Here is a 22,687-nt window from a genome sequence, read left to right as displayed (position 1 = left end):
AAATGCGTCAGGGGGTTCTTTAAGAGGACGAGCTGGTTTGATTAGCTGTATATTGTATCGAACGAACCATCTTCATCATATCGCGAGCATCTTCTTCCATAGCTCGTTTTGTTGTTTCTGTAGTCATTTTCGCTCCACCAACTCCAACTTGCAGCTCATAAGCATTATCATCCAACGCAATAATACGAATATATCCGAATCTATCCTTCAATTCAAAGGAAGAAATTGAACGGATATCCTTAGCCTCTTTGGCAGATAGATAAAATGTATCGTTTGTTTGTTTTTCGAAGGGATTATAAAAGAGGATATACTTTTGATCATCTTCTTGTAAAATCAGATTATTCGATTCCTCAGATATAACGGCCATTTTTTCTGGTAGATACAAGGATATATCATCAAGCTCTTTATTTACCTTTACATCCTCACGTTTAACTTCCTGTTTCGCTGCACCAGTTGCCTTCTCTATAGCCTTTTTCTCTGTTGTAAATAAACCCGTGAACATCATAACGATAACAATAATGACTGCAATGCCACATAACCCCAGTAGTACCCATTTAGGCTGAAATTCCTTCACAAAGTCTCTCTCCTTGAATACACGATCTAGTATGAATAATTCTATACTAGTTATACCATAGAATAGGCTACTATGAATATATGGATTAGGAAAGTTCCTTATAGAATCTATGAATTATGCTAAGATGAATACAGGTACTGCTAACAATTGGAAATAGGAGGATAACATATGGAATTAACAGTTTATTTAGCTGGCCAAATTCATGATGACTGGAGAGATGAGGTTAAGAACAAGGCAAAGGACAGAGAACTTACTATCCAGTTCGTTGGACCACAAGAAAATCATGACCGTTCAGATTCTGTTGGAGAGGATATACTAGGGGAGCAGCCAAATAAGGTTCTAAGAGATGACGCTGCATCAAGTATCAATAACTTACGTACGCAAATTTGGTTGGGGAAATCTGACATTGTCATCGGACTTTTTGGAGAAAACTATAAGCAATGGAATACAGCGATGGATCTCAGTACAGCAATGGCTGCTGGAAAACCGACTATTCTCATTCGCCCCGTCTCCCTTCACCATCCTTTGAAGGAGTTATCTAATAAAGCAACTGTTACAGTAGAAACCATTGATCAGGCATTAGACATTCTCTCCTATATGTATGAATAACGAAAAAGTACCGCCTATTTCCCGGCGGTACTTTTTCGACCTTATTTTCTTTGTTGATGAAAGAACTCATATTGTCCCTTTAACAATAAAACAACATGCTCAAACATATCCATGCGGGACACAAGATTGTTCGTAAAAATGCCAATGGCACCTTCATTCAGACGAATCCCTTCTCGTTCCGCAAAGGCATCCATGACATCACCAAGTTCTCTTCCCTTTTCCAACTCCTTGGCAATTTCCTCCGGCAGGGGAATACGTGCTCCGCTTGCCGTAAAAGTATTTTCTTCTGCATCGACAAGAACTCCCCAGTTACAAAGATAGAGCTCATTTTCTAATTCCATTACGCCACCTTCGAGGCCGATACCCATGCATCCTTTTGCGCTATTGGCACACTCTCTAGCACGGTTAATAGCTCCTTCGTATGTTTCCTCATCCGAATATGGCTGCGAAGAAACCTTTGACCCCACTTCCATGCCTAATATTTCTTCTTCTGTAAAATGTTTCTTTACTGCGTTGACCTTGGCAGGATTAGTAGATCCTACTACGATTTTCATGGTCTCATCCTTTCTAGGACTGGCACTTACCTGTTGTTTCGATAGAAGGTGTAAATACTTTATCGAGGATAAGACCCCTTCTTGTCCTTATCCATTCTCTTTTATTTGATCCACGACATTTTGATCTGTTGTTTTAACTAATTTCGTAATTAGTTCTTTAGCAGCAGCGTAATCATCGATGTGAATAATCGAAGCAGATGTATGAATATATCTTGAACAAATACCAACTACTGCTGACGGAACCCCCTCATTAGAGGTATGAACACGACCGGCATCCGTTCCACCTTGTGAAATAAAATACTGGTACGGAATATCATTTGTTTCTGCAGTATCTAAAATAAATTCCCTAATACCCCGATGCGTTACCATCGTCTTATCAAAAATACGAAGTAATGCTCCTTTGCCAATCTGACCGAATTCCTTATCATTGCCAGACATGTCGTTAGCAGGAGAAGCATCCAGCGCATAAAAAATGTCAGGTTGAATCATATTAGCAGCTGTTTGCGCTCCACGCAACCCTACTTCCTCCTGTACAGTAGCACCTGAATACAATTGGTTGGGAATAGTTTCTCCTTGAAGCTCCTGTAACAGCTCTATAGAAAGACCGCATCCATACCGATTATCCCATGCTTTGGCTAAAATTTTCTTATCATTTGCCATAGGAGTAAATGGAGAGACTGGCACAATTTGCTGTCCTGGTCGAATCCCGATCTGTTTTGCATCCTCTTCATCATCTGCCCCAATGTCAATCATCATGTTCTTTATTTCCATCGGCTTCTTGCGCTGTTCTGGAGTAAGATTGTGAGGAGGAATAGAACCGATAACCCCTATGACAGGACCGTTCTCTGTCATAATCTGTACTCGCTGTGCTAGCAGGACCTGGCTCCACCAGCCCCCAAGGGTTTGAAAACGAATCATACCATTTTTCGTAATTTGCGTCACCATAAAGCCTACTTCATCCATATGGCCTGCAACCATTACTTTTGGACCTTTTCCCTTTTTCACCCCAAATACTCCTCCAAGACGGTCCTGGACTATTTCATCTGCATATTTGTTTAGTTCCGTCTTCATAAATTGGCGCACAGCATGTTCATTACCAGGAGCACCTTGTAATTCTGTTAATTGTTTGAATAAACTTAATGTATCTTCGTTCACCAAATCACTCCAATGTATGTAATACTTTCCTTTATTTTATCGAATGTTCTCAATCCTTGCCACAAAGACAGGATATTATTTTCTATTTTATGTTATTTTAGATATACTATCTATAAGATCTAAAATAAGGAGAGGTGTACAAACATGAGCTGGAAGAAATCCGTAGCTGCAGTTGGTGTTGGCGCCGTAGTTGGATACGCAGTTGCCAAGCAATTTAACGACCATCAGCAGCTCTCCCCAGAAAAAGCATTAAAGTTTGCGAAAGAATCCTTTAAACGACAAGGTCCTATCAGCGGATCCTGGATTCATATGAAAACAGAGGAACTAAATAAAGATGATCTCCCGTACACTGTGTACCGTGGTGGGGTATCCCGTTCAGTGGACGGTGAAACAAAGCAATATGAATTTTTAATTGATGCTCATTCTGGCACTGTACTTGATGTAAATGTAGTAGCATAGCAGCATAAAAATCCGCACACCGTGCGGATTTTTATTTTTTAAGATGATGTGTTTCGCTCTATTTTATTTATTGGCTCCCCTTCTTCATTAAACCGAAGAGCTCTGAAATGGGCATCATGATAAAAAGTGTACCACGCCTGCTTATGGTAACCATATTCCATCCATTTTTCCTTAGCGTGAACAGATGTTACAGGATAATCATCATATGCCAGCACCCAAAGCTTATGCTGATGGGCATGAGTTGGCATAATATCTGCCATATGGAGGAGAATATCATTATCCATTTCCATCCGAATGATAGAATGACCGTTGCTATGACCGCCTGTATGAATCATCTCCACCCCAGGTACTACCTCCACTTGATCTTGAAATGTTTTCACATCCTGCTCTATGGGCCGCCAATTTTCTTCCCAATACGTATTAGCAGAGCGAATATTAGGATCTTTCATTTCCTGCCATTCTATTTCATTCACAATAATTGTTGCCTTTGGGAATACCGGTTGCAGCTCTCCATTTTGCCACTCCGTCAATCCACAGGCATGATCAAAATGAAGATGCGTCATAAGCACATAATCGATATCTAATGCAGTAAGACCTAATGCATGTAAAGAATCGTGTATAGTCGATTCTTCTAAAGCTCCAAAGTTTCTCTTTTGTTTTTCTGAAAGCTTCCCTTTTCCGATTCCTGTATCAATTAAGAGCTTTTTCCCATCCAATTGTATTAATATGGGATCTGTTCTAAGTTCAATTTGATTATTATCATTAACTGGATATTTTTTTGACCATAGCGGTTTCGGCACTACACCAAACATCGCTCCACCATCTAAATGGGTCACTCCACCTTGTAACCAAGTCAAGACTGCCCGTCCAAAATTAAGTGTATCCATTCCAATCTCCTCCTTATCTTACTTAAGTTTAGCATAAAATAAGAAAGGTTTGAAAACGGTAACACTACTGGAATATTAGGAAGGGAAACGAACTACACAGCGGTATATAGGATACCCCTGCTCTGAAAATTTCTCTTCGTATTCTGTCATAACATTTGTCTCATCATCAAGACTATGCAAATCCATCGTCACTTCCTCCAATACACATCCAAACTGAGAAAAGCTAACTAAAGAATACTCAAAAAGGTGACGATTATCTGTTTTCATAACCAGCCTGCCTTCTGGTTTTAAAATGGACTGATATTGTTCAAGAAAGGTATGATAGGTTAAACGTCGCTTTTCATGCCGATTTTTAGGCCAAGGGTCAGAAAAATTCAAGTAAATTTGATCTACCTCATTTTCCTCAAACATCTCTCTAACATCATTGGCATTTTCATGCAGTAATCGTGCATTAGGAAGCTCGTGTTCTTTTACTTTTTTCAGGGCCATAACGATAACTGCTTTCACTCGTTCCATACCAACAAAGCTTACCTCTGGAAATTGCTCGGCCATCCCTTGGATGAATTTCCCTTTGCCAGATCCTATTTCTATATGAAGTGGTTGGTCATTACCAAAAGCCTCTTTCCACTTTCCCTTATTAACAAATGGCTCGTCTATTATAATGTGATGGTTTTCCTTTATATAATCATCTGCCCATGGCTTGTTTTGCCTTAATCGCATGACAGTCTCCTCCTTTTATTCATCATTTGATACCTTATCATGAATTATAAAAAAACTAAAGAAGTCCCCTTTACATTGCAATGTATTCTTAACAAAGACTTTGATAAAACCTGCAATGATATTTGGTTACGCTATATAAAAGGGGGATGGTGAATTAAAAGAATATTCAATTCCAAAAATATACACATATGGTAAACTTAAATTATCTTAGTTTAATGTATAAAGGTTATTTCTTTATGCAACTAACGGTGCAGTAGAATTCAATAAGGATGTTGGAAGACTAAATTTTATGTGTACGAGGTGATACGGGTATGGACATTATGTTAATTTTGGCGTTTTCTCTTGCCGCAGGTGCTGCAAGCATTGCATTGTTTGCATTTTCGAAAGTAGAAAAACTGGAAAAAAGAATTAAAGAACTTGAAGCCAAATAAACAGTAAAACTATAATATGTGTGAACCATTACACTTAAACCATCGGGTGCGTTAGATTAATAAGACAATTACACCAAACATAACTTCCAGTATCATGGAAGTTCTTTTTTCTATAAATATCAATATTATACTTTAAAAGAGTCATTCTAAGAAGAAAATTTGGAGTGGAAGCGCTTACTGAGTTATGCTTATGAACGGATAACATCGCTAAACTACAGGAGGTCATACGATGGCACAAAAAGCGTTTGAACTGCTTATTGTTATTATCTTTGCTCTACTATTTACAGCATACGCAGTATGTGTATATCCTTTCGAAAGACTGTACACAAGATGGAATAAAGATGTTCAAGCTAAACAGCTGCATTACGCCCCAACACCACACAAATCCTAATTGTCGAACAAAATCATATATACGCAAAGAAGCACTCCATATCTAATAGGAGTGCTTCTTTTATGGTTATACCTTTTACAATAAAGGAATACAATGCTCTGAAACATTCAAAAGGTTTTACATAATTCATGTTTTTCAGTGAAAAACTAATGGTACCAAGTGAAGGGGGGTATTGTCATGTTATCTGCTAAAGACCAAGTATCGTTATTATATGATTTAGTAAGTGAGCAATCAGAGGATTGCTGTGGCACTTTATCGGAATGCCAGCAAATTCAACGTATTGCCCGCTCTTTGCTTTCCCGTAAAAACATTAGTGATGAGAACGTGTTAAAAATTCTTCCTGCTATATACGAATATAGTTTACAAGCAGAATCAACTTCTGACTTGAATGAGCACATTACTTCAAACCAGGACCAATTAACAGAATGGGCTGCGTCCATACAAAATATTAAATATTAATAATTCCCAATTTCACCATGAGCCGCTTTAAATCTTCCAGCCAGCGAGCGGCTTGGTTTTCTTCTTTACGGTGTTTATGCCATTGAATGAATGATACTGTTTGAGCAATAATATACCAATGCATTCGTACTAATAACTGTTCATCAAACTCGACTCCATAAGTTTCCAACCACACATCCCATTCCTCTCTTGGAATGTACCAATGCAATATCATACCAAGATCCATGGCAGGGTCCGCCACCATAGCATTATCCCAATCAATTAAATACAATTGTCCAGAATTCGTTAAAAGCCAATTATTATGGTTCATATCACAATGACAAACAACCTTCTTCTGGTTTTGTACATAGGGTAATTGGTTTTCTAAATACCGGACAGCTTGATGAATTTCGATCTGGGTATTAATGAAACTGGCGTTCTGTTCATTATTTTTCAGTTCCTGTAATATATTCTCGGGATCTAAAGGTCTTTTTCCCAACCTCATTAACAAGTCTAATAGCTCAGAAGAATGGTGAATCTTACTTAACAGTTGGGCTACTCGTGGGTGCTTGATTTCCTCAGGGGATAATTCTCTACCTTCTAACCATTGTTGAGCAGTAATAACATCCCCATTTTCCATCCTTTTCGTCCAAACTAGCTTAGGAACGATTCCTTCCGCAGACAACACTGCTAAAAAAGGAGAGGAATTTCGTTTTAAGAAAAGGCGCTTGCTATCACGTTGAGCATAATAAGCTTCCCCCGTCGATCCGCCTGCCGGTGTAATTGTCCAATCTTGTCCGAGTATTTGTTCCAACCAATTCACCTTCAATTCCTCAAATCTTTGTAGGATTATTCAATAATAGCCTAAGGTATATTTTAGTATACCTTATTTCTATTCGAAGTACATCAAATATTAGTATATTGTATGATTTATATATGATTATATCCCTAAGACTAAAGACACCTATACAATGCCTGTCATTTTAGAGTCACGACAATAGATTAACGCATTTTATAGGTTGAATTCAAGTCTAAGCTTCTATTTTTTATATTGAAACACAGGTCGGGCATGCTCTGTTTTATGGACCTCACACCTCTTACAGCATCCATATTGTCCATCTACCTGATAAGCTATCTCCTCTTCACTACTTAATGCCACAGTAGAAACATCAACAATCTCTACTTCTTTAAAAGCTGTATGACTCCCCCGAAATACAGTCAAGAAAAGAAACAGCACCTTCCATTTAGAAATATTGTGAATGATTATCATAGACAGGTGCTTTGAGTTCATTCTGGCTTCTGGGATAATTTTCATTCCCCCTCCATAAAATCCATGAACTCCAACTGTAACCATCCACACGTTTTCATATTGTTTACTTTGTCCATCAATAGTTAGCTCCAATGTTTTTGGACGGTAGGAGAGGACAGTATGCAGCAAAGCGATGACATAGACAAGTGACCCTAATTTCCATTTATGAAGCCACTGTCTATATCGTGCAGAATGAGCTTTTTTTACTATTTCACCATCAAAACCGAAGCCAATACTATTAGCAAACAACCTGTGGGGCGTTATTGATGCCTTATCCGTTTTATAGGTACCCCCCCAATAATACACATAGTTAGGGTTTGTTATTATGTCCTGAAAAAGCTTCCGTTCCTCTTGCATGGTAGAAATACCTCTAGCAAAATCATTACCTGATCCAGCAGGAATAAACCCTAATCTCATATGAGGATATTGCTGTAATCCGTTCCATACTTCGTGAAGAGTGCCATCTCCACCAATAACAATGAAGCATGATATGGTCGAATCGGACAGTTCAACTGCATCACGAGCTATTTCTTCTGCATGTCCTGGATAGGATGTAAAATAAGTTACGCAGTCTGTTTGTTGAAATAAGGACGTAGCCTTAATAGATTCGTATACACGAAGTCCTTTTCCGGCTCCTGCGGCAGGATTTACTACTAGAATATACATCACTACTCCATACAGCTCCTTCCATCATAGATGAAATTAATTTGACCATCTATGATTTATACATTGTGTTCGTTAGCGCGATTGGCACGTAACCATTCGTATGTGTCCTTTCCATTCATTTTTATCAACGGCTATATATAACTCTGACAGTATCCCATCATTGAAGTTTGACAGATACTAGTAAAATAATTATATTCATGTAGTACACTAGACATATTGGAGTGATATATATCGTGGAACCATGTAAGCATTGCGGGACTTTTGCACCAATACCAGCAACAGGTTACATCCTAGTTGATACGTCTGAATGTAAATGGAAAAATGCTGATAAGATTGAAACTACTAATAAAACAATGCTGAAATTTCCTTTCCATTCTAGAGAAGACCTAATACATATGCTGGATATTTGGAAGGAAAATGAATCATTTCACCAAACAGTACAGATACTGAATGAATACAATACCCCATCACTGCCTATACGGTTACAACATTTGTGGGAAAGATTGAAGTATCCTCTTTTTACAGAAATTATTCAAGAAAGTGCTTTCACTTCATACCTGCAGCCAATCGTGAATTTGCAGAAGGAATCCATTTTTGGGTATGAAGCACTATTAAGAACTGACAACAAGAATGTTTCCCCAGCTGAATTGTTTTCTTTTGCTCAACGTGCCGGTTTGCATTCTATGCTTGATCAAAAGGCAAGAGAAGAAGCAGTTAAAAAGAAGGCAGCCTATATTCCAGCTGGGCAAAAATGCTTTATTAATTTTCTCCCTTCTACCATTTACGTTCCGGAATATTGTCTGCAGCACACTTTTCACATAATTAATCAGTACCATGTTGACCCTGCCGACCTAGTATTTGAAGTAGTTGAAACGGAAGAAATTACGAACATAAAACATTTAAAAAATATTCTTGAAGTATATCAGCAATCTGGTATGCATGTTGCTTTAGATGATGTAGGCAGCGGATATAGTACCTTAGACGTTCTGCAATTGTTAACTCCTGACATTGTAAAGATTGATCGCGATTACATACGAAATTGTCATGAGAGTGAACAAAATCAAGCCTTTCTCAAACAAATCATCCAAACGACCAAGCAACTAGATTTACTGCTTCTTGCTGAAGGAATTGAAACAAGAGAAGAATATGAATGGCTTCAGCAGGCAGGTATTGATTATGGGCAAGGGTATTATATTGGTAAGCCTTCCCCAAAGCCTGTCCATAAGTTTATTCATTCATAAAAGCATCCTGCTCTTCTTCTTCCCACTCCGGCCTTCTTACAGCCGTTGTCTGTGTATGCTCTAGTAGCGCAGCAACTGCTTTCAGCTGAGTAGATTTAATAGGAGATTGAAAGGACCTCATTCGCTCAAACCACTGTTCATATTGTTCCTTTCCCACGTATTCCGTAAGGTACGGCTCATAGTGGAAGGAAATCGTGTGATTTGGGGCAAGAACTATCTGTCTAACGGGAAAGTCAATTTCTTGATTATGTAGAATACTTTTAATAATTTTAGTAGATCGCTGTAGAGATACGAGTGGACTCAACATCCGACTCTGAACCATTTCTTTGTCCTGAAACCAGGTTCTTTGATTTTCAGGTAATAGTGTGATGGCTTCATCTTGAAAATCAAGGTACACAATGCAATAAATACCTTGGGGATGTATTAGCATATGATCCAATTCTATGGGAGCGTTCTTAATGCGAAATATAGGTTCATACATTAGTAGGTAGGTATCGGGAAACCGCTGAATAAAATACCGTAATAAACTATCCTGTTCATAGTAAGAACGGTCCAGAAAAGATTTCTCTCTTAGAGTTCTGGAAGCCCATTTCAGTTGAAAAGGCAATAATCCATCGAGAAAGTACTGTTTTAATTCAGTTTCATCAGCAGGTATTCCTTTTTGAAAAACGAAGGATTGTATTCCCTCCTCCACGTCATTACCTGTTACGCCTTTTTCCTTCAATTCGTCCCATACATGCTTAATCCGCTTCCAGTTTTGGTGCTTTAATTGCATAAAACGTCCGGGATAGCGATAAGGATCTGTGCCGTAGCGTGAGATATAATCTTGAACTTTGAGTAGCTGTGCCATTTACTTCTCCCCCTCCCCTTTCAAGGTTACCGTTTCTATAATTTCATATTTCGGGCTGTTCTGTGGGTGTATTTTAAATATACAAAAAGTATTTACTACTAGTTGTCCTATGGAGGAAGGAGCCATTTGCTCTATTTGGGTGGAAAGAGCAGCACTACTATTCCATTTTTTTGCTAACGTAATATGAGGTTTGTACGGTCTTTTATCTTTAGTGAATCCCTGCTCTTCTGTCACGTCACTTATATGTTGTTGCAATTCTACTAATGGTTGATTTCTTTCTACCCCTGCCCACATAACCCTCGGCTTAGCAGGATGGCCAAAGGTGCCGATTCCTTCCACGTTCACTGTAAATGCTTGGAGGTCTGTACACCGTCGGAGAGCATTCTGTAAACTTTCCATCCTCTCCTCTGATACACTACCTAGAAAAGCTAGAGTGACATGAAAATCCTCTTCATGAGTCCATGTTTTATATTCAACCTCTTGCTGCACAGTATTCTGGAGGTCTGCTAATGTTCTCTTCAGCTGTTCCCCAATAGGAATTCCAATAAAATAATGCGGATGTGACATTCCAATATCTCCTTTATTTATTGTAGCTTAGCGTATGGGATGGGACACTCACTTGTCCTCTTACGATGATGAGAATAATCATCCCTAAAAATGTCATCGCACCATAAAACCCATACATCCCATTTACATTCCACACATCTAATATAACTCCGCCCAGGAATGTAAAAAAAGCATTTCCCATACCATTCCCAACTGCTGAATAAATACCAACTGCTGTAGCTTGTACAGCATCTGGTGCCGTTTGACGAACAAATAACAAAGCTGCTGGGATATAAAGACCAACCGATATTCCTTGGACAATAGTTGTCGCATATACTAATGGAACACTCGGGTCCATAAAATAAAATAACCAGCGGCTAGAGGATACAAATGCACATAGCAACATAACAAGAGTGACATCAAACCGATTGATAATTTTTTGAGCGATAAACATAAACGGAGCTTCACTACCAGCTGCAATCAAGAAGGCGATTCCAACACCGCTTAACGTACCTCCTGCACTTAAGATGTACGTACCAAAGTAATAGTTGTTTGCTAATACCGGTCCAAATATTAAGAAGTTAGACACTAGAAACAAAATAAAAGTTCTTTGTTTCATTAACGTTTTGAAGCCTGTTCGAAAATCTAATTGTACATGCTGCCCCTGTTTCGGGAAGAAGCTCAACCCTATTACAGATACGATTAGTCCAAAACTAAATGCGTAAAAGATCCATGTTAAATTACCACTGATATCTGTCAATTTACCAACTATAAATACAGCTATGGCAAACCCCAACGCCCCAAACAGCCTAATGTTCCCATACTCTTTCTTATAGGCTTGCACAAAATGTAAAGAGAGACTATCTGACAATGGAACAATAGCAGATTGAAATAGTGCTATACCAATTATCCCTGTCAGCAATAATACAAATCCATCCAGCAGTACATAAGCAAGAGACAGGAAGCCTGCCATCAAACAGGAGATGAACAGTAATCTTCTTGGTTTTTTCGTGTAGTCACTCAGCATACCCCATATAGGCTGCATAAAGATCGTTACTAATGGGAGTGCAGCTACGACAATACCAATTTGAGTATGGTTTAGCCCTTTTTCGTTTTCAAGGTAGACACTTAATAATGGGAACAGAGAACCAAAACCGAAAAAAGCTAGCAAATAGAATAATTGAAAGAAACGATAGGTTTGTTGTGGTTTGGTTACTTGCATACTTCGAAACTCCCTTATGAGTATTATTCTGTAACTAATTCATATAGTACTTCTGCATAAATTATTGCAGCACGCATCAAATCACGAACGTACACATATTCATCTGGCTGATGTGCAGTATCGGGACTGTCTGGGAACATGGCTCCAAACGCTACGCCTTCCTTTAACGATCGAGCATAGGTTGCTCCGCCAATTGCGATGGGCTGGGAGGTATCCCCTGTATGCTTGTGATACACAGAAAGAAGCTGCTGTACCCTTGGATGATTTTTCGGAAGATAGATTGGTAGCAGATGTTCTACCTGATGAATACTAAATCCTTGCTCTGATACATAAGAGGAGAAAGCATCGTACCAATTCTCTAAGTCAGAGGTGACAGGATAACGTATATTTAATCCAAACGTGATCTCCCCTTCTCGATATTGTACAACCCCAACATTTATTGTAAGTGGACCAGATACAGTGTCTGCTTGTTGAATATGTAATGGTTCTCCTCTTGTGCTTCCTAGCATGATAGATACCCAGTTAAATGTATTTTGGACTGGATGTGAAAAAGGGAGCTGCTTCAAGAAATCCATTAGACCAATAATAGCGTTAACCCCATTGGCTGGCTCCATAGCATGTGCTGTTTTACCCGTAATTTCAATATCCCAAAGACTCCCTCTCCTGGATATGGTCCCTTCCCATCCCTTCTCGTTGATAAAGGACTTAAACAGGGAGGCAGGCGCATCACTTTTCCATTGAATTGTTGCTGTAGCTTTCTCAGGAACCATATTCAACCGCTCTCCACCTGCCATGGAGATAAGATGCACCTCTTCTTGTTCTTGAAATGAGAGTTGCTTTGTTAACTCTACATCATATAGACCTTTTTCTGCATGTATTACTGGAAAAGACGCGTCAGGAGAAAAACCAAAGGAGGGCATTTCTTCTACTTGCTCATAATGCTTCATACATTCCCAATTTCTCTCCTCGTCTGTTCCAACAATGAGTCGTATGCGCTTAGTCGGTTGTACCCCTTGGTCCTTTAGCCACCTCAAGGCCAAGAAGGCTGCCATGACCGGACCTTTATCATCCTGCGCACCCCTTGCAATAAGTTTGCCCTCTTCTAAACGTGGTTGAAAGGGAGACCCACTCCAGCCCTCACCAGGTGGGACTACATCAAGATGCCCTAAAATTCCGATTATCTCCTCTCCATGCCCCCATTCCACATGTCCTGCATATCCATCAACATTTTTAACGGTGAACCCCTCTTTTTCCCCTAACTGAAGCATCCAGGATAATGCTTGCTGGATGGGTTCTCCAAAAGGCTGCCCCTCTTTAATAGTGACTTCCTCATATACACTAGGAATACGCAGCAGCTCCATCGTCTTCTCGACCAAGTAGCTTTCTTCCGTTTGCATTGTGTCAACTATGAACTCTGGCCTCATGAGGACAACTCCTTCATTATATTGGCATAGGTGGCCTTGTCGCAGATAGCATATAGCTCTGCTTCCTTTGGAAGTTCCTCATCAAGCATTCGATTGATACTTAAATTCTGTCTATCCGCGATAAGAGTTGCCCCTCTTTCTAACAGAGCATCAAAAGCGTCTCTATATGTATTCCACTGCTGTTGCATTGGAATATGGAATAAGTCATCACCATGAGAACGCCTCATTAACTGACCATATATCCCTGAAATCCCTTTAGTAAAGGCAGAACGAACCGCCAAGGAAGAAATCGTTTCTCGAGAAAAGATGAACTCATCCACACTCGCATGCTCAAAGTTACTAATATGCTCTTCCTCCATTACCTCTACAACTGTATGTACATCTTGGGTCATCGATTCTACAGTGGAAGCAATGAGCAGCGTCTTACCATCGATTATTTGAGCGTCCCTTAATGTATCATCAGCAAAGATCAACACAGCTCTCGCCTCTCTTACATTTGCTTTTTCCAAAGTTTCCGTAGAAGAGGCATTTCCTCTTATGTAATGAATATTCTCTTGTAATAAGGGTGCCTTCTCTAAATCGTCGATAATAATAATTTCTGTATCTTCCATGGTTTCGAGCATCTCTTTCACTGCATAACGAGCCTTCTCTGACCAGCCGATAATAATGTAATGGTTTTTATCCTTATACACAATATTACCTTCCCTTCTCTTTTTCCTAAATACTGATAAGCCCTCTACTACTTTACCAATGACGACTCCAATGACACCAATCCCCACAATATACAGCAGAATGGCAATCCATCTTCCCCCTACTGTAGCGGGAGAATAATCACCATACCCCACTGTCGTAACGGTAGTCATGACCCACCAGAAGCCATCAAAATAGGTCGGAAAGGTCTCTGGTTCTACTAATACAATTAATATCGTCGATAACCCTACAATCAATAAGCTGCTAAAGAATAATATTGTGTTATTAATGTGGATTAATTTCAGTAGCACTTTACGAAAAAAAAGCATAACGTCCTCCTATATTAATTAGTTACTAACACAAGGTAAATAACGTGAATTCTCTGTAAATTTTAGTCGTTCTACTGGCTATTTTCCTCCGTATTATTGTAGAATTGACTTAACTTCCGAGATTCACAGGCACCACGCTTTAAACAAAACCTGAAGGAGTGGTTTTTTGAATCGTTCAACAGCTCGTATGCTAAGTCGTGTAAAGGATGTTTACCTCTATATTAGAGATAATGGGACGGTGACAACTACAGACTTGGCGGAAGCTTTTGGCATCACTGACAGAACTGTTCAAAGGGATTTGCATGTTTTACAATATAATGGACTGGTAACAAGTCCGAATCGTGGGAAGTGGACGATTACAGAACGTAAAGTGAAAGTATCATAATGTATGACCAATATACATTTGCGTTTGTTAATCGCTTTTTAGGAAGAATAGAATATAAATGATAATGCTATAAAATAATAGTTGATATGATAATACCCGGAGTTTTCGTCCGGGTATTTTTTTGACTGTAACATCAAAACACTTACCGATAGAGCTTGATCATCCGTTACATATCACTATTTTTGGATTGAGCAACTTGTTCTCGTAGAAAAGATAATTCTTCATCATTCATTTCTCGGTATTCTCCTGGCTCTAAATCCTCATCGAGCTCTAAACCTGCCATACTAAGGCGCTTTAAGAATGTAACCTTTTTCCCAACACTTTCAAACATACGCTTCACCTGATGGTATTTCCCCTCAGTAATGACCACCTCTATTTCAGACGTACTGCCTGAAGACAGGATATCTAATGTAGCAGGCTTTGTAACATATCCGTCATCAAGGGTGACCCCCTGCTCAAACGTTTTACGATCCTCCTCTGTCACTTCCCCCTCAATAACAGCGAAGTATCGTTTGCCTATTCCTTTCTTCGGAGATAATAGCTGATGTGTTAACTTCCCATCATTCGTAATTATCAAAAGACCTTCTGTATCCTTATCTAACCTTCCTACAGGAAACGGCTCAAACAATTGATCATCTGGTTCTAATATATCCACAACCGTCATTTCCTCTGCATCCTCTGTAGCGGATATAAGACCCTGAGGTTTATTCATGACAAGATAAATGTATTGTCGATATTCTACTACTTCTCCGTGCACCGTTACTTCCTGCGTCTCTGGATTTACATGAGTTTTTGGATCTTTTATTGGGGTAGCATCGACTCGTACTATCCCTGTCTTTAATATCTTTTTAACTTCTTTCCTTGTCCCGTAACCCATATTTGCTAACAATTTATCAATTCTCACGTACTATTTCCTCCTAGCTTTCCTTGCGTTTCAAGAAACGATCTAATCCTTTTATTCTATTCCCTAGAATTCTTTCTAATAAAGTGGTTTGATAAGCTGCCCATAAGTAAAACAAGCCACCTGCGCCTGCACAAATAAACAGCACGAGCACTGCTGATAATTTACCATTAGTATATTCCAAACCTGCTATTCCTAACAGCCAACGAAGAATGAGCACTAGCAGAGACATGAGTATCGTAATAATACCTATTAACGCTGACCTTTTCACAAATTGTTTCATAGGAAAAGCAACGGATGTTCTAATTTTGTAAAGGTTTAAAGCTACCGCCCCACCCATTGCGATACCTGTACCTATGACAGAACCATAAGCTCCTAACCATAATATAAGCGGGATGTTTAGTACAACCTTTAATAACACGCCTACTCCAAGACTGACCGTGGCAAATTTCTGTTCATTTATTCCTTGCAGCATAGAGGAGGTTACTGTAAATAGTGCAAAGATTAAGGCAACAGGAGCGTACCATCCTAGTAAACTGCCAGTAACCTGAATATGTTCACTATTATAAAAGGTAGTATAAGCTTCATTAGATAACAAAGAGATTCCAATAGATGCGGGAAGTACCAGCAACATGACAATCTGCAGTGCTTGGTTTATTTGTTGAAACAATTGTTTACGATTATTCTCGTTAAAAGAACGAGTCATGGTTGGCAATAGCGCCAGAGACAGCCCTGTCGCAAGCGTAACCGGGATAATGACAAGCTTATGTCCAAATAGATGAATCGCACCGTAGGCAATATCATTAAATTCATCTGTAAAACCTGCTAAGGACATAGAGCGGTTAAATGTGAGCATATCAATAAACTGCAGTAACGGTATTGCGATGCCCACCAAAACAAACGGTCCAGCATAACTGAACATCTCTTTATAGATATCTTTTAAATCGATATCATAATGTACTTTCTGCTCATCAAGACGCTGATCTAAATAGTGCCTCCTTCTTCTCCAATAAACATAGAGAACGATAGCACTCGCTATAGCCCCTATAAAAGCAGCAAAAGAAGCAAAGCCAACCGCAAGCCTTATGTCTCCTACTGTTTCCATTACATAGTATGAAGCAATTAAGAGAAAAGCGATACGAACTATTTGTTCCACTACTTGCGAGACCGCTGTCGGCCCCATCGATTCATACCCTTGGAAGAAACCCCTCGTAATACTCATCGCTGGGATTACGAGTAAGGCAAAGCTCACCATCTGAATTACCATTGCAATATCTTCTTGTGTGTTCCCCTTTGCGTTATTTCCTTTTATGATAGGTGCAAGAAGCTCTGCACCAAAGAATAACAGCAGAAAGGCAATAATTCCTGATAACCCCATAAGCTTCAAGCCCGACCGATACATCCTTCGCCCTGTTTCGTAATCACCAAGTGTATTATATTTGGAAACGAACTTTGAAACAGCTAAGGGGACACCCATTGTTGATAAACTAATTAAGATACTGTAAGGTGTATAAGCATATGCGAACAACGTTCCTCCCGTTGCTCCGACCAAAGCATGAAACGGAATAACATAAATCATTCCTAGAAATTTTGAAAGAAAGGAAGCACCACTTAGTAGCATCGTTCCTCTGAGAATTTTCGATTGTGCCATATTTTCACCTGCATTTATTTGTAGAATACAACCATTCTATTTTATCATATATAGGATGGATTACGATTTAATTCTGATGAATTTCAGATTCAGATAGAAAGGACTGTCAACATGAAATACGATGTAACGATTATAGGAGGCGGACCATCTGGCTTAATGGCGGCAATCGCTGCTGCAGAAAATGGAGCTAAGACCCTCCTTATTGATAAAGGAAAAAAACTTGGTAAGAAATTAGCTATATCCGGAGGCGGGCGCTGCAACGTAACAAACCGTCTGCCACAAGATGAAATCATTAAGCATATTCCTGGAAATGGACGCTTCTTGTATAGCGCCTTTTCGGTTTTTAACAACTACGATATCATTGAATTCTTTGAAAATCTAGGCGTAGAGCTGAAGGAAGAAGACCATGGCAGAATGTTTCCTGCAAGTAATAAAGCAAGGGATGTCGTTAATGCCCTCTTATCGAGAATGGACGAATTAGGAATAGATGTTAGAAAAGAAACTCCAGTGGAAACAGTTGAATATGGAGAAAGCACTCACGAGATTGTACTGAAAAGTAAAGAAACAATACAAACTACCTCCCTTGTCATATCTGTTGGGGGAAAATCCGTCCCGCACACTGGCTCCACTGGAGATGGATATGCCTGGGCAGAAAAGGCCGGCCATACTATCACCGATTTGTACCCAACGGAAGTGCCGCTTATTTCCCAGGAAACATTTATCCAACAAAAATCGCTCCAGGGTCTCTCCTTAAGAGATGTCGCTTTAACGGTTCTAAATAAAAAAGGCAAAGTCGTCAAAACGCACCGAATGGACATGCTGTTCACTCATTTCGGCATTAGTGGTCCAGCTGTACTTCGTTGCTCCCAATACGTTGTAAAAGAATTCAAAAAAGGACATAGACCAGTACCAATGCAAATTGATGCACTTCCAGACAGAAAAGAAAACGAATTGTTAGAGGAAGTAAAAACAGTAATACAAGCTCATCCTAAGAAAACAGTAAAAAACTTACTAAAAGGCTGGGTTCCAGAACGTTATCTGGATATGCTGTTAGAGAAGAATGACATTACACTGGAAGACAGGGCAACGAACACTTCCTTGGAAAAAATACAAAGTCTAGTACAGGATTTCAAGAAGTTTACTTTCCTCATCCATGATTCACAATCCATTGAGAAAGCATTTGTAACGGGTGGAGGAGTTAGCGTAAAAGAAGTTGTTCCGAACACAATGGCCTCCAAAGCAATGGATCGTCTTTATTTCAGTGGAGAAATATTAGATATACACGGTTATACTGGCGGATATAATATCACCTCCGCACTTGTTACAGGACGTATCGCAGGTACCAATGCGGCATATGACTCCTTTTCATAATGTATAACAAAAAGAGCAGCAGCCTAAATTTAGTGCTGTTGCTCTTTTCTGTACCTACATTATTTCTCACTATATTGGATAGCTTGTTTTGCTAGATTTTCAATCACAGAATCGTCAGCTGGAGGATTGTGCAATCCAGCACGAACATCCCGATAATACTTTTCAAAGTTAAACCGCTTAGAAAGTCCACGTCCTCCCGCAATTCTCATTGCTAAATCTACCACCTCATTAGCCGCATTAGTTGCAATTGTTTTAACTGCACCTAGAGCCTGGGCTAACTGCTGACGCCTCTCTGGGAAGCGGTCCCATTGTTCAGCGATAGAATACATAAATTGACGAGCGTGCATTAATTTCAAGTCCATCTCGCCTATTTTTTGGCGGATATGAGGGACCTCAGAAATCGGCGTGTCTAAACTGTTAGGCTGGAAGCTTTTTGCAAAATCGATAGCTTCATTTCTCGCTGCAATCGCAATTCCTAAATAACAAGCAGGAATATGTAGCAGCCAGCCTTTAGGTCCTGATTCTTTAGAAGCCATTTCTACGAGTGCTTCCTTCTCCATCTTGACGTTATCTAAAACAAGGTCATGACTTCCAGTTCCTCTCATTCCAACTGTATCCCATGTGTAATCAACCGCAATACCAGGTTCATTAGCACCTAATAAAAACCAGCCCACTTCATCCTTTTCCTCGACATAGGCAGACACTAGAAAGTAGTCAAGTGCACTAGCCATAGACGTAAACGTTTTTCTTCCGGTTATATAATATTTACCATCTATCTCTTTGGCTGTCGTCTCCGGTCTCCCACCTCTGGCAGGGCTGCCGGTAGCTGGTTCAGATGCTGCCCGATTAACCATTTTCTGTTCAGCTGCTACTTCTTTAGCTAATTGATCAAAATCGCTCGTCTTCCATAGATTTTCATCTCTCAGCTCCATCAATACTCCCATATGCCACCCAACAGAAAGAGAAGCCGCCCCATCGGCAATGGCAATACGCTCTTGAAGCAGCAAGAGCTCATATAAAGATATATTTTTCCCTCCATAGTTCTCAGGGAGAGGTAAAGCAGGATAGCCTGACTGCTTCATAGCCTGAAGCGTTTCCTTAGGAAAATCCGCCTGCTCATCTGCAAGCGGAGCGTGGGATGCAATTTCCTCGGCTAGCTTGTCAGCAATAGATAGTAAATCTTGTTGACGTTTATTACGTACATACATGGTATATAAATCTCTCATTTAACTCACCTCAATTTCTTCCTACTTAAATCATATTAAATTTATCGGAATAATGCTAATGATGAGTTTAAAGGAAAAGCTATTCATTCTTCAGGTAATCTTCTATTTGATTTACAGCATGCTTGGGCCCGGGGGATTGCTGGAAACTTTCTTTAATGCGGGCGATGCCTTGAGTGTACTCTGAATTATCTAATACCTCCTTTACCCCCTGTTGCAATAAAGCTGGTGTAAGAGTGGAAGGTTGTAAGGATTGTGCAGCCCCTAATTCCATCAAACGCTGGGCAACCATAGGCTGATCCTTATCATGAGGTATGATTAGCATTGGAACATTGTGCTGAATGGCTTCATTGACACTATTCATTCCACCATGAGTTATGAATATATCAGCATAAGGAAGCACTTCTAGTTGGGGTACGTAAGGATATATTAAAAAATGCTCAGGAATCTCTTGGAGTTTGTCATAATCTGCTCTTGCCCCTGTTGCCATGACAATCTTTCCGTCAAAATCCTTGAAAGCATCTATACATTTATTAAAAAACTCTTCCACATTGGAGAGGACAGTTCCTAGTGATATAAATATGACGTTGGATTCCTGAAGAGATGCTACAGGAAAGTTCTGAGTATGCTTCCGCTCAGGAAAAGAAGGGCCAATAAATATAAACTCTTCCCCAAACTGGTCCCTCTGTGGCTGAAAGTACGCACTTGTATATGCGAATGTTAAGGCTCCTTGATTATTCATGAATTGAAGCATATTCCTTGGAGCAACGCCGTACTCCTCTCTCATTTCTGCTAGCATTTGGTTGGCTTTTGCATCAAGCGGTGGTAAATGGTTAGGGTGAAGTGGAATGATATGCTTCCATTCTTCTGGTAAGACAAAGGATGCCGAAGAAGAAAAACCGGGGATATTTAAATAAGTACTAATGAGTTCCCCTGTACCAAAGCTGTCATAATACACGTAATCAAATGTAATTTCTTCCCTTAACCGTTTAACAATGGCTAATGTATCCAAAGCAATATGAAGATGAACATGTAAAAAGGATAATATCCCTTCCGATGATGCAGGATCAATATGAGCATGTTTTAAGTAATCATGATGTACATGCACAGATGCCCCTAGATTCTCTATACGCTCTTGATAATGGTCGGTTGTTATATAGTGAACACAATCTCCATTTGCCACAAACGCTTCAATCATACCAAGACTTGGATTAACATGCCCTTCAGCAGGGATGTTGAGCATTAAAATATTTCTATTCATAGTTGTGAATACCTCCTTATGGTAAGAGAGTGCTATCCCTTATCACCTAAATCGTTACTACGCTTTCACATCATTATCTTCCTTATAGTAACTAAAATTGAACTACCGTATGGTACCATAAAATATGATACACTACTAGAAAAATAGATTATCAGGGAGGAACGTTTCAAATGGAAAGCAACGAAGTAAAAAACATTTATTGTGTCGGAAGAAACTATAAGAATCATGCGAAGGAACTAGGGAATGCTATCCCCTCCTCCCCGTTAATTTTCACTAAGCCAAGCCATTCCCTACAGAGCTCCGAAGGGGAAGTGTCCTTACCTTTCCAATTAGGGGAAATACAGTATGAAGTAGAGATCGTAGTGAAATTAGCAGGTCCCTACCAAGATTATATGCCATTACATACTATTATCAAAGAAATGGCAATTGGTATAGATTTCACAGCTAGGGACCTTCAACATAATCTAAAGGAAAAGGGACATCCTTGGACACTAGCAAAAGGCTTTAAAGGTGCAGCGGTAATCAGCCCATTTATTCCCTTTCCAGGGGAGCAGACTTTCCAACAATTACAGTTTTCTCTATATAAACAGGAGAAGGTAGTACAAACTGGCTCCCCTCAGAACATGTTATTCTCTATTAGAGATATCATTTCCTATATAGACACACATCTAGGAACTGGCAAAGATGATATCATTTTCACTGGAACACCGGAAGGAGTAGGAGCAGTAAACTCAGGAGATTCATTTAAAATGGAATTAATAAATCCCATAGATGAACAAGTACACTATTTTGGACCACTAGTCATCTCATAAGTGTCCTATTTTTCTGAAAGCTGCTAAGGGAACGAAGCTTTAACCCAGTGTGAAAGGGAGCTTGCTTCATTTCACACTGAGGAGGATTGGCTATCCATTTGGTAAACGTAACGTTTTCTTCTCATAACCACCCAATTATAGAAATAAAAAAAATAAACAATGAACATGAACAACAGGTCCATCAATAAAAATATACGAAAAAAACCCCTTCCATATGAAACGGAAGGGGTTTTTCATGTGCATGGCGGCGTCCTACTCTTGCGGGGGAAAACCCCGACTACCATCGGCGCTGAAGAGCTTAACTGCTGTGTTCGGCATGGGAACAGGTGTGACCTCTTCGCTTAAGCCACCATACTTCGATTATGGAAGGTGAAGTACCTTCAAAACTAGATAAGAATCATTATCCGGCATCGAGATCTAGCTCCGGCTCCTAGGGGCGTATGCCCCTAGGAAGTCGCCTGCGCTTTTCATTTTTTAGTTAAGTCCTCGATCTATTAGTATTCGTCAGCTGCACGTGTCACCACGCTTCCACCTCGAACCTATCAACCTTGTCATCTCCAAGGGATCTTACTCATTTACATGATGGGA

At 39.6% G+C, this 22,687-nt stretch carries 24 protein-coding genes and 2 rRNA genes; 8 read left to right on the top strand and 18 right to left on the bottom strand.

Features of this window, described 5'->3' with window-relative positions:
• Positions 1-19 precede the first annotated feature (19 nt).
• On the bottom strand, positions 20-574 hold the full coding sequence (locus tag ACFFGV_RS01575; protein ID WP_377344814.1) for a hypothetical protein: 555 nt from the start codon (positions 572-574) through the stop codon (positions 20-22).
• A gap of 168 nt (positions 575-742) precedes the next feature.
• Here ACFFGV_RS01575 and ACFFGV_RS01570 point away from each other — a divergent pair, with 168 nt between their 5' ends.
• Entirely contained in the window at positions 743-1,183 is a 441-nt protein-coding gene (locus ACFFGV_RS01570) for a YtoQ family protein (protein WP_377344813.1), read from the top strand.
• 41 nt (positions 1,184-1,224) lie between these two features.
• Here the strand turns inward: ACFFGV_RS01570 and ACFFGV_RS01565 are convergent, their stop codons facing one another.
• Both ACFFGV_RS01565 and ACFFGV_RS01560 read right to left on the bottom strand, forming a co-directional pair.
• A complete protein-coding gene (locus ACFFGV_RS01565; protein ID WP_377344812.1) occupies positions 1,225-1,737 on the bottom strand; it encodes a DUF84 family protein in 513 nt (170 codons plus the stop codon).
• Positions 1,738-1,824: 87 nt separating this feature from the next.
• Positions 1,825-2,892, bottom strand: a complete 1,068-nt coding sequence (locus ACFFGV_RS01560) for a M42 family metallopeptidase (RefSeq protein WP_377344811.1) — start codon at positions 2,890-2,892, stop codon at positions 1,825-1,827.
• Positions 2,893-3,036: 144 nt separating this feature from the next.
• Between ACFFGV_RS01560 and ACFFGV_RS01555 the strand changes: the two genes are divergently transcribed.
• On the top strand, positions 3,037-3,351 hold the full coding sequence (locus tag ACFFGV_RS01555; RefSeq protein ID WP_377344810.1) for a PepSY domain-containing protein: 315 nt from the start codon (positions 3,037-3,039) through the stop codon (positions 3,349-3,351).
• Between the two features lie 38 nt (positions 3,352-3,389).
• On the opposite strand, the gene ACFFGV_RS01550 is transcribed toward ACFFGV_RS01555, so the two are convergent.
• On the bottom strand, positions 3,390-4,238 hold the full coding sequence (locus tag ACFFGV_RS01550; RefSeq protein WP_377344809.1) for a YtnP family quorum-quenching lactonase: 849 nt from the start codon (positions 4,236-4,238) through the stop codon (positions 3,390-3,392).
• A gap of 75 nt (positions 4,239-4,313) precedes the next feature.
• Entirely contained in the window at positions 4,314-4,958 is a 645-nt protein-coding gene (gene trmB / locus ACFFGV_RS01545) for a tRNA (guanosine(46)-N7)-methyltransferase TrmB (RefSeq protein WP_377344808.1), read from the bottom strand.
• A 660-nt stretch (positions 4,959-5,618) separates the two neighbouring features.
• On the opposite strand from trmB, the gene ACFFGV_RS01540 reads away from it, so the two are divergent.
• Together ACFFGV_RS01540 and ACFFGV_RS01535 are read left to right on the top strand one after the other, a co-directional pair.
• Positions 5,619-5,780 (top strand): hypothetical protein, encoded by a 162-nt coding sequence (locus tag ACFFGV_RS01540; RefSeq protein WP_377344807.1) that lies wholly within the window; start codon positions 5,619-5,621, stop codon positions 5,778-5,780.
• Between the two features lie 177 nt (positions 5,781-5,957).
• Complete coding sequence (locus ACFFGV_RS01535; RefSeq protein WP_377344806.1) at positions 5,958-6,239, top strand: YtzH-like family protein; 282 nt, start codon at positions 5,958-5,960, stop codon at positions 6,237-6,239.
• Here ACFFGV_RS01535 and ACFFGV_RS01530 read toward each other — a convergent pair.
• Entirely contained in the window at positions 6,229-7,032 is an 804-nt protein-coding gene (locus ACFFGV_RS01530; protein WP_377345836.1) for a phosphotransferase, read from the bottom strand. The genes ACFFGV_RS01535 and ACFFGV_RS01530 overlap by 11 nt on opposite strands.
• A 225-nt stretch (positions 7,033-7,257) precedes the next feature.
• Complete coding sequence (locus ACFFGV_RS01525; RefSeq protein WP_377345835.1) at positions 7,258-8,193, bottom strand: diacylglycerol/lipid kinase family protein; 936 nt, start codon at positions 8,191-8,193, stop codon at positions 7,258-7,260.
• A 233-nt stretch (positions 8,194-8,426) separates the two neighbouring features.
• Between ACFFGV_RS01525 and ACFFGV_RS01520 the strand changes: the two genes are divergently transcribed.
• On the top strand, positions 8,427-9,434 hold the full coding sequence (locus ACFFGV_RS01520) for an EAL domain-containing protein (protein ID WP_377344805.1): 1,008 nt from the start codon (positions 8,427-8,429) through the stop codon (positions 9,432-9,434).
• Here ACFFGV_RS01520 and ACFFGV_RS01515 read toward each other — a convergent pair.
• The 5 genes from ACFFGV_RS01515 to ACFFGV_RS01495 are packed head-to-tail and all read right to left on the bottom strand — an operon-like array spanning position 9,421 to position 14,495.
• Complete coding sequence (locus ACFFGV_RS01515; protein WP_377344804.1) at positions 9,421-10,284, bottom strand: nuclease-related domain-containing protein; 864 nt, start codon at positions 10,282-10,284, stop codon at positions 9,421-9,423. The genes ACFFGV_RS01520 and ACFFGV_RS01515 overlap by 14 nt on opposite strands.
• On the bottom strand, positions 10,285-10,851 hold the full coding sequence (gene thpR, locus ACFFGV_RS01510) for an RNA 2',3'-cyclic phosphodiesterase (protein WP_377344803.1): 567 nt from the start codon (positions 10,849-10,851) through the stop codon (positions 10,285-10,287).
• Positions 10,852-10,864: 13 nt separating this feature from the next.
• The gene (locus tag ACFFGV_RS01505; protein ID WP_377344802.1) at positions 10,865-12,052 is read right to left on the bottom strand and encodes an MFS transporter; all 1,188 of its coding nucleotides are present in this window, start codon (positions 12,050-12,052) and stop codon (positions 10,865-10,867) included.
• 23 nt (positions 12,053-12,075) lie between these two features.
• Entirely contained in the window at positions 12,076-13,476 is a 1,401-nt protein-coding gene (gene pepV, locus ACFFGV_RS01500; protein WP_377344801.1) for a dipeptidase PepV, read from the bottom strand.
• Positions 13,473-14,495 (bottom strand): potassium channel family protein, encoded by a 1,023-nt coding sequence (locus tag ACFFGV_RS01495; RefSeq protein WP_377344800.1) that lies wholly within the window; start codon positions 14,493-14,495, stop codon positions 13,473-13,475. The genes pepV and ACFFGV_RS01495 overlap by 4 nt, the downstream gene beginning before the upstream one ends.
• 166 nt (positions 14,496-14,661) lie before the next feature.
• Here ACFFGV_RS01495 and ACFFGV_RS01490 point away from each other — a divergent pair, with 166 nt between their 5' ends.
• A complete protein-coding gene (locus tag ACFFGV_RS01490; protein WP_377344799.1) occupies positions 14,662-14,880 on the top strand; it encodes a DeoR family transcriptional regulator in 219 nt (72 codons plus the stop codon).
• A 166-nt stretch (positions 14,881-15,046) separates the two neighbouring features.
• Here ACFFGV_RS01490 and ACFFGV_RS01485 read toward each other — a convergent pair whose 3' ends face one another.
• Both ACFFGV_RS01485 and ACFFGV_RS01480 read right to left on the bottom strand, forming a co-directional pair.
• Positions 15,047-15,784 carry a pseudouridine synthase gene (locus ACFFGV_RS01485; protein ID WP_377344798.1) on the bottom strand — a complete coding sequence of 246 codons (738 nt, stop codon included), beginning with the start codon at positions 15,782-15,784 and terminating at the stop codon, positions 15,047-15,049.
• A 13-nt stretch (positions 15,785-15,797) separates the two neighbouring features.
• A complete protein-coding gene (locus ACFFGV_RS01480) occupies positions 15,798-17,432 on the bottom strand; it encodes a putative polysaccharide biosynthesis protein (RefSeq protein WP_377344797.1) in 1,635 nt (544 codons plus the stop codon).
• 111 nt (positions 17,433-17,543) lie between these two features.
• On the opposite strand from ACFFGV_RS01480, the gene ACFFGV_RS01475 reads away from it, so the two are divergent.
• Positions 17,544-18,803, top strand: a complete 1,260-nt coding sequence (locus ACFFGV_RS01475; protein ID WP_377344796.1) for a BaiN/RdsA family NAD(P)/FAD-dependent oxidoreductase — start codon at positions 17,544-17,546, stop codon at positions 18,801-18,803.
• Positions 18,804-18,862: 59 nt separating this feature from the next.
• Here ACFFGV_RS01475 and ACFFGV_RS01470 read toward each other — a convergent pair whose 3' ends face one another.
• Together ACFFGV_RS01470 and ACFFGV_RS01465 are read right to left on the bottom strand one after the other, a co-directional pair.
• Positions 18,863-20,029, bottom strand: coding sequence for an acyl-CoA dehydrogenase family protein (locus ACFFGV_RS01470; protein WP_377344795.1), 1,167 nt, complete (start codon positions 20,027-20,029; stop codon positions 18,863-18,865).
• 79 nt (positions 20,030-20,108) lie between these two features.
• The gene (locus ACFFGV_RS01465) at positions 20,109-21,287 is read right to left on the bottom strand and encodes a macrolide family glycosyltransferase (RefSeq protein ID WP_377344794.1); all 1,179 of its coding nucleotides are present in this window, start codon (positions 21,285-21,287) and stop codon (positions 20,109-20,111) included.
• A gap of 170 nt (positions 21,288-21,457) precedes the next feature.
• On the opposite strand from ACFFGV_RS01465, the gene ACFFGV_RS01460 reads away from it, so the two are divergent.
• The gene (locus ACFFGV_RS01460) at positions 21,458-22,099 is read left to right on the top strand and encodes a fumarylacetoacetate hydrolase family protein (RefSeq protein WP_377344793.1); all 642 of its coding nucleotides are present in this window, start codon (positions 21,458-21,460) and stop codon (positions 22,097-22,099) included.
• Between the two features lie 239 nt (positions 22,100-22,338).
• On the opposite strand, the gene rrf is transcribed toward ACFFGV_RS01460, so the two are convergent.
• Together rrf and ACFFGV_RS01450 are read right to left on the bottom strand one after the other, a co-directional pair.
• Positions 22,339-22,453: ribosomal RNA gene (gene rrf, locus ACFFGV_RS01455) — 5S ribosomal RNA — on the bottom strand.
• 120 nt (positions 22,454-22,573) lie between these two features.
• Positions 22,574-22,687, bottom strand: a 23S ribosomal RNA gene (locus ACFFGV_RS01450); the annotation flags it as partial.

Origin of the sequence: Pontibacillus salicampi (assembly GCF_042434395.1) — a bacterium.
Taxonomy (GTDB): domain Bacteria; phylum Bacillota; class Bacilli; order Bacillales; family BH030062; genus Pontibacillus; species Pontibacillus salicampi.
Note: the sequence above shows the minus strand (reverse complement) of the source record. Positions and strands in the feature narration are given on the sequence as shown.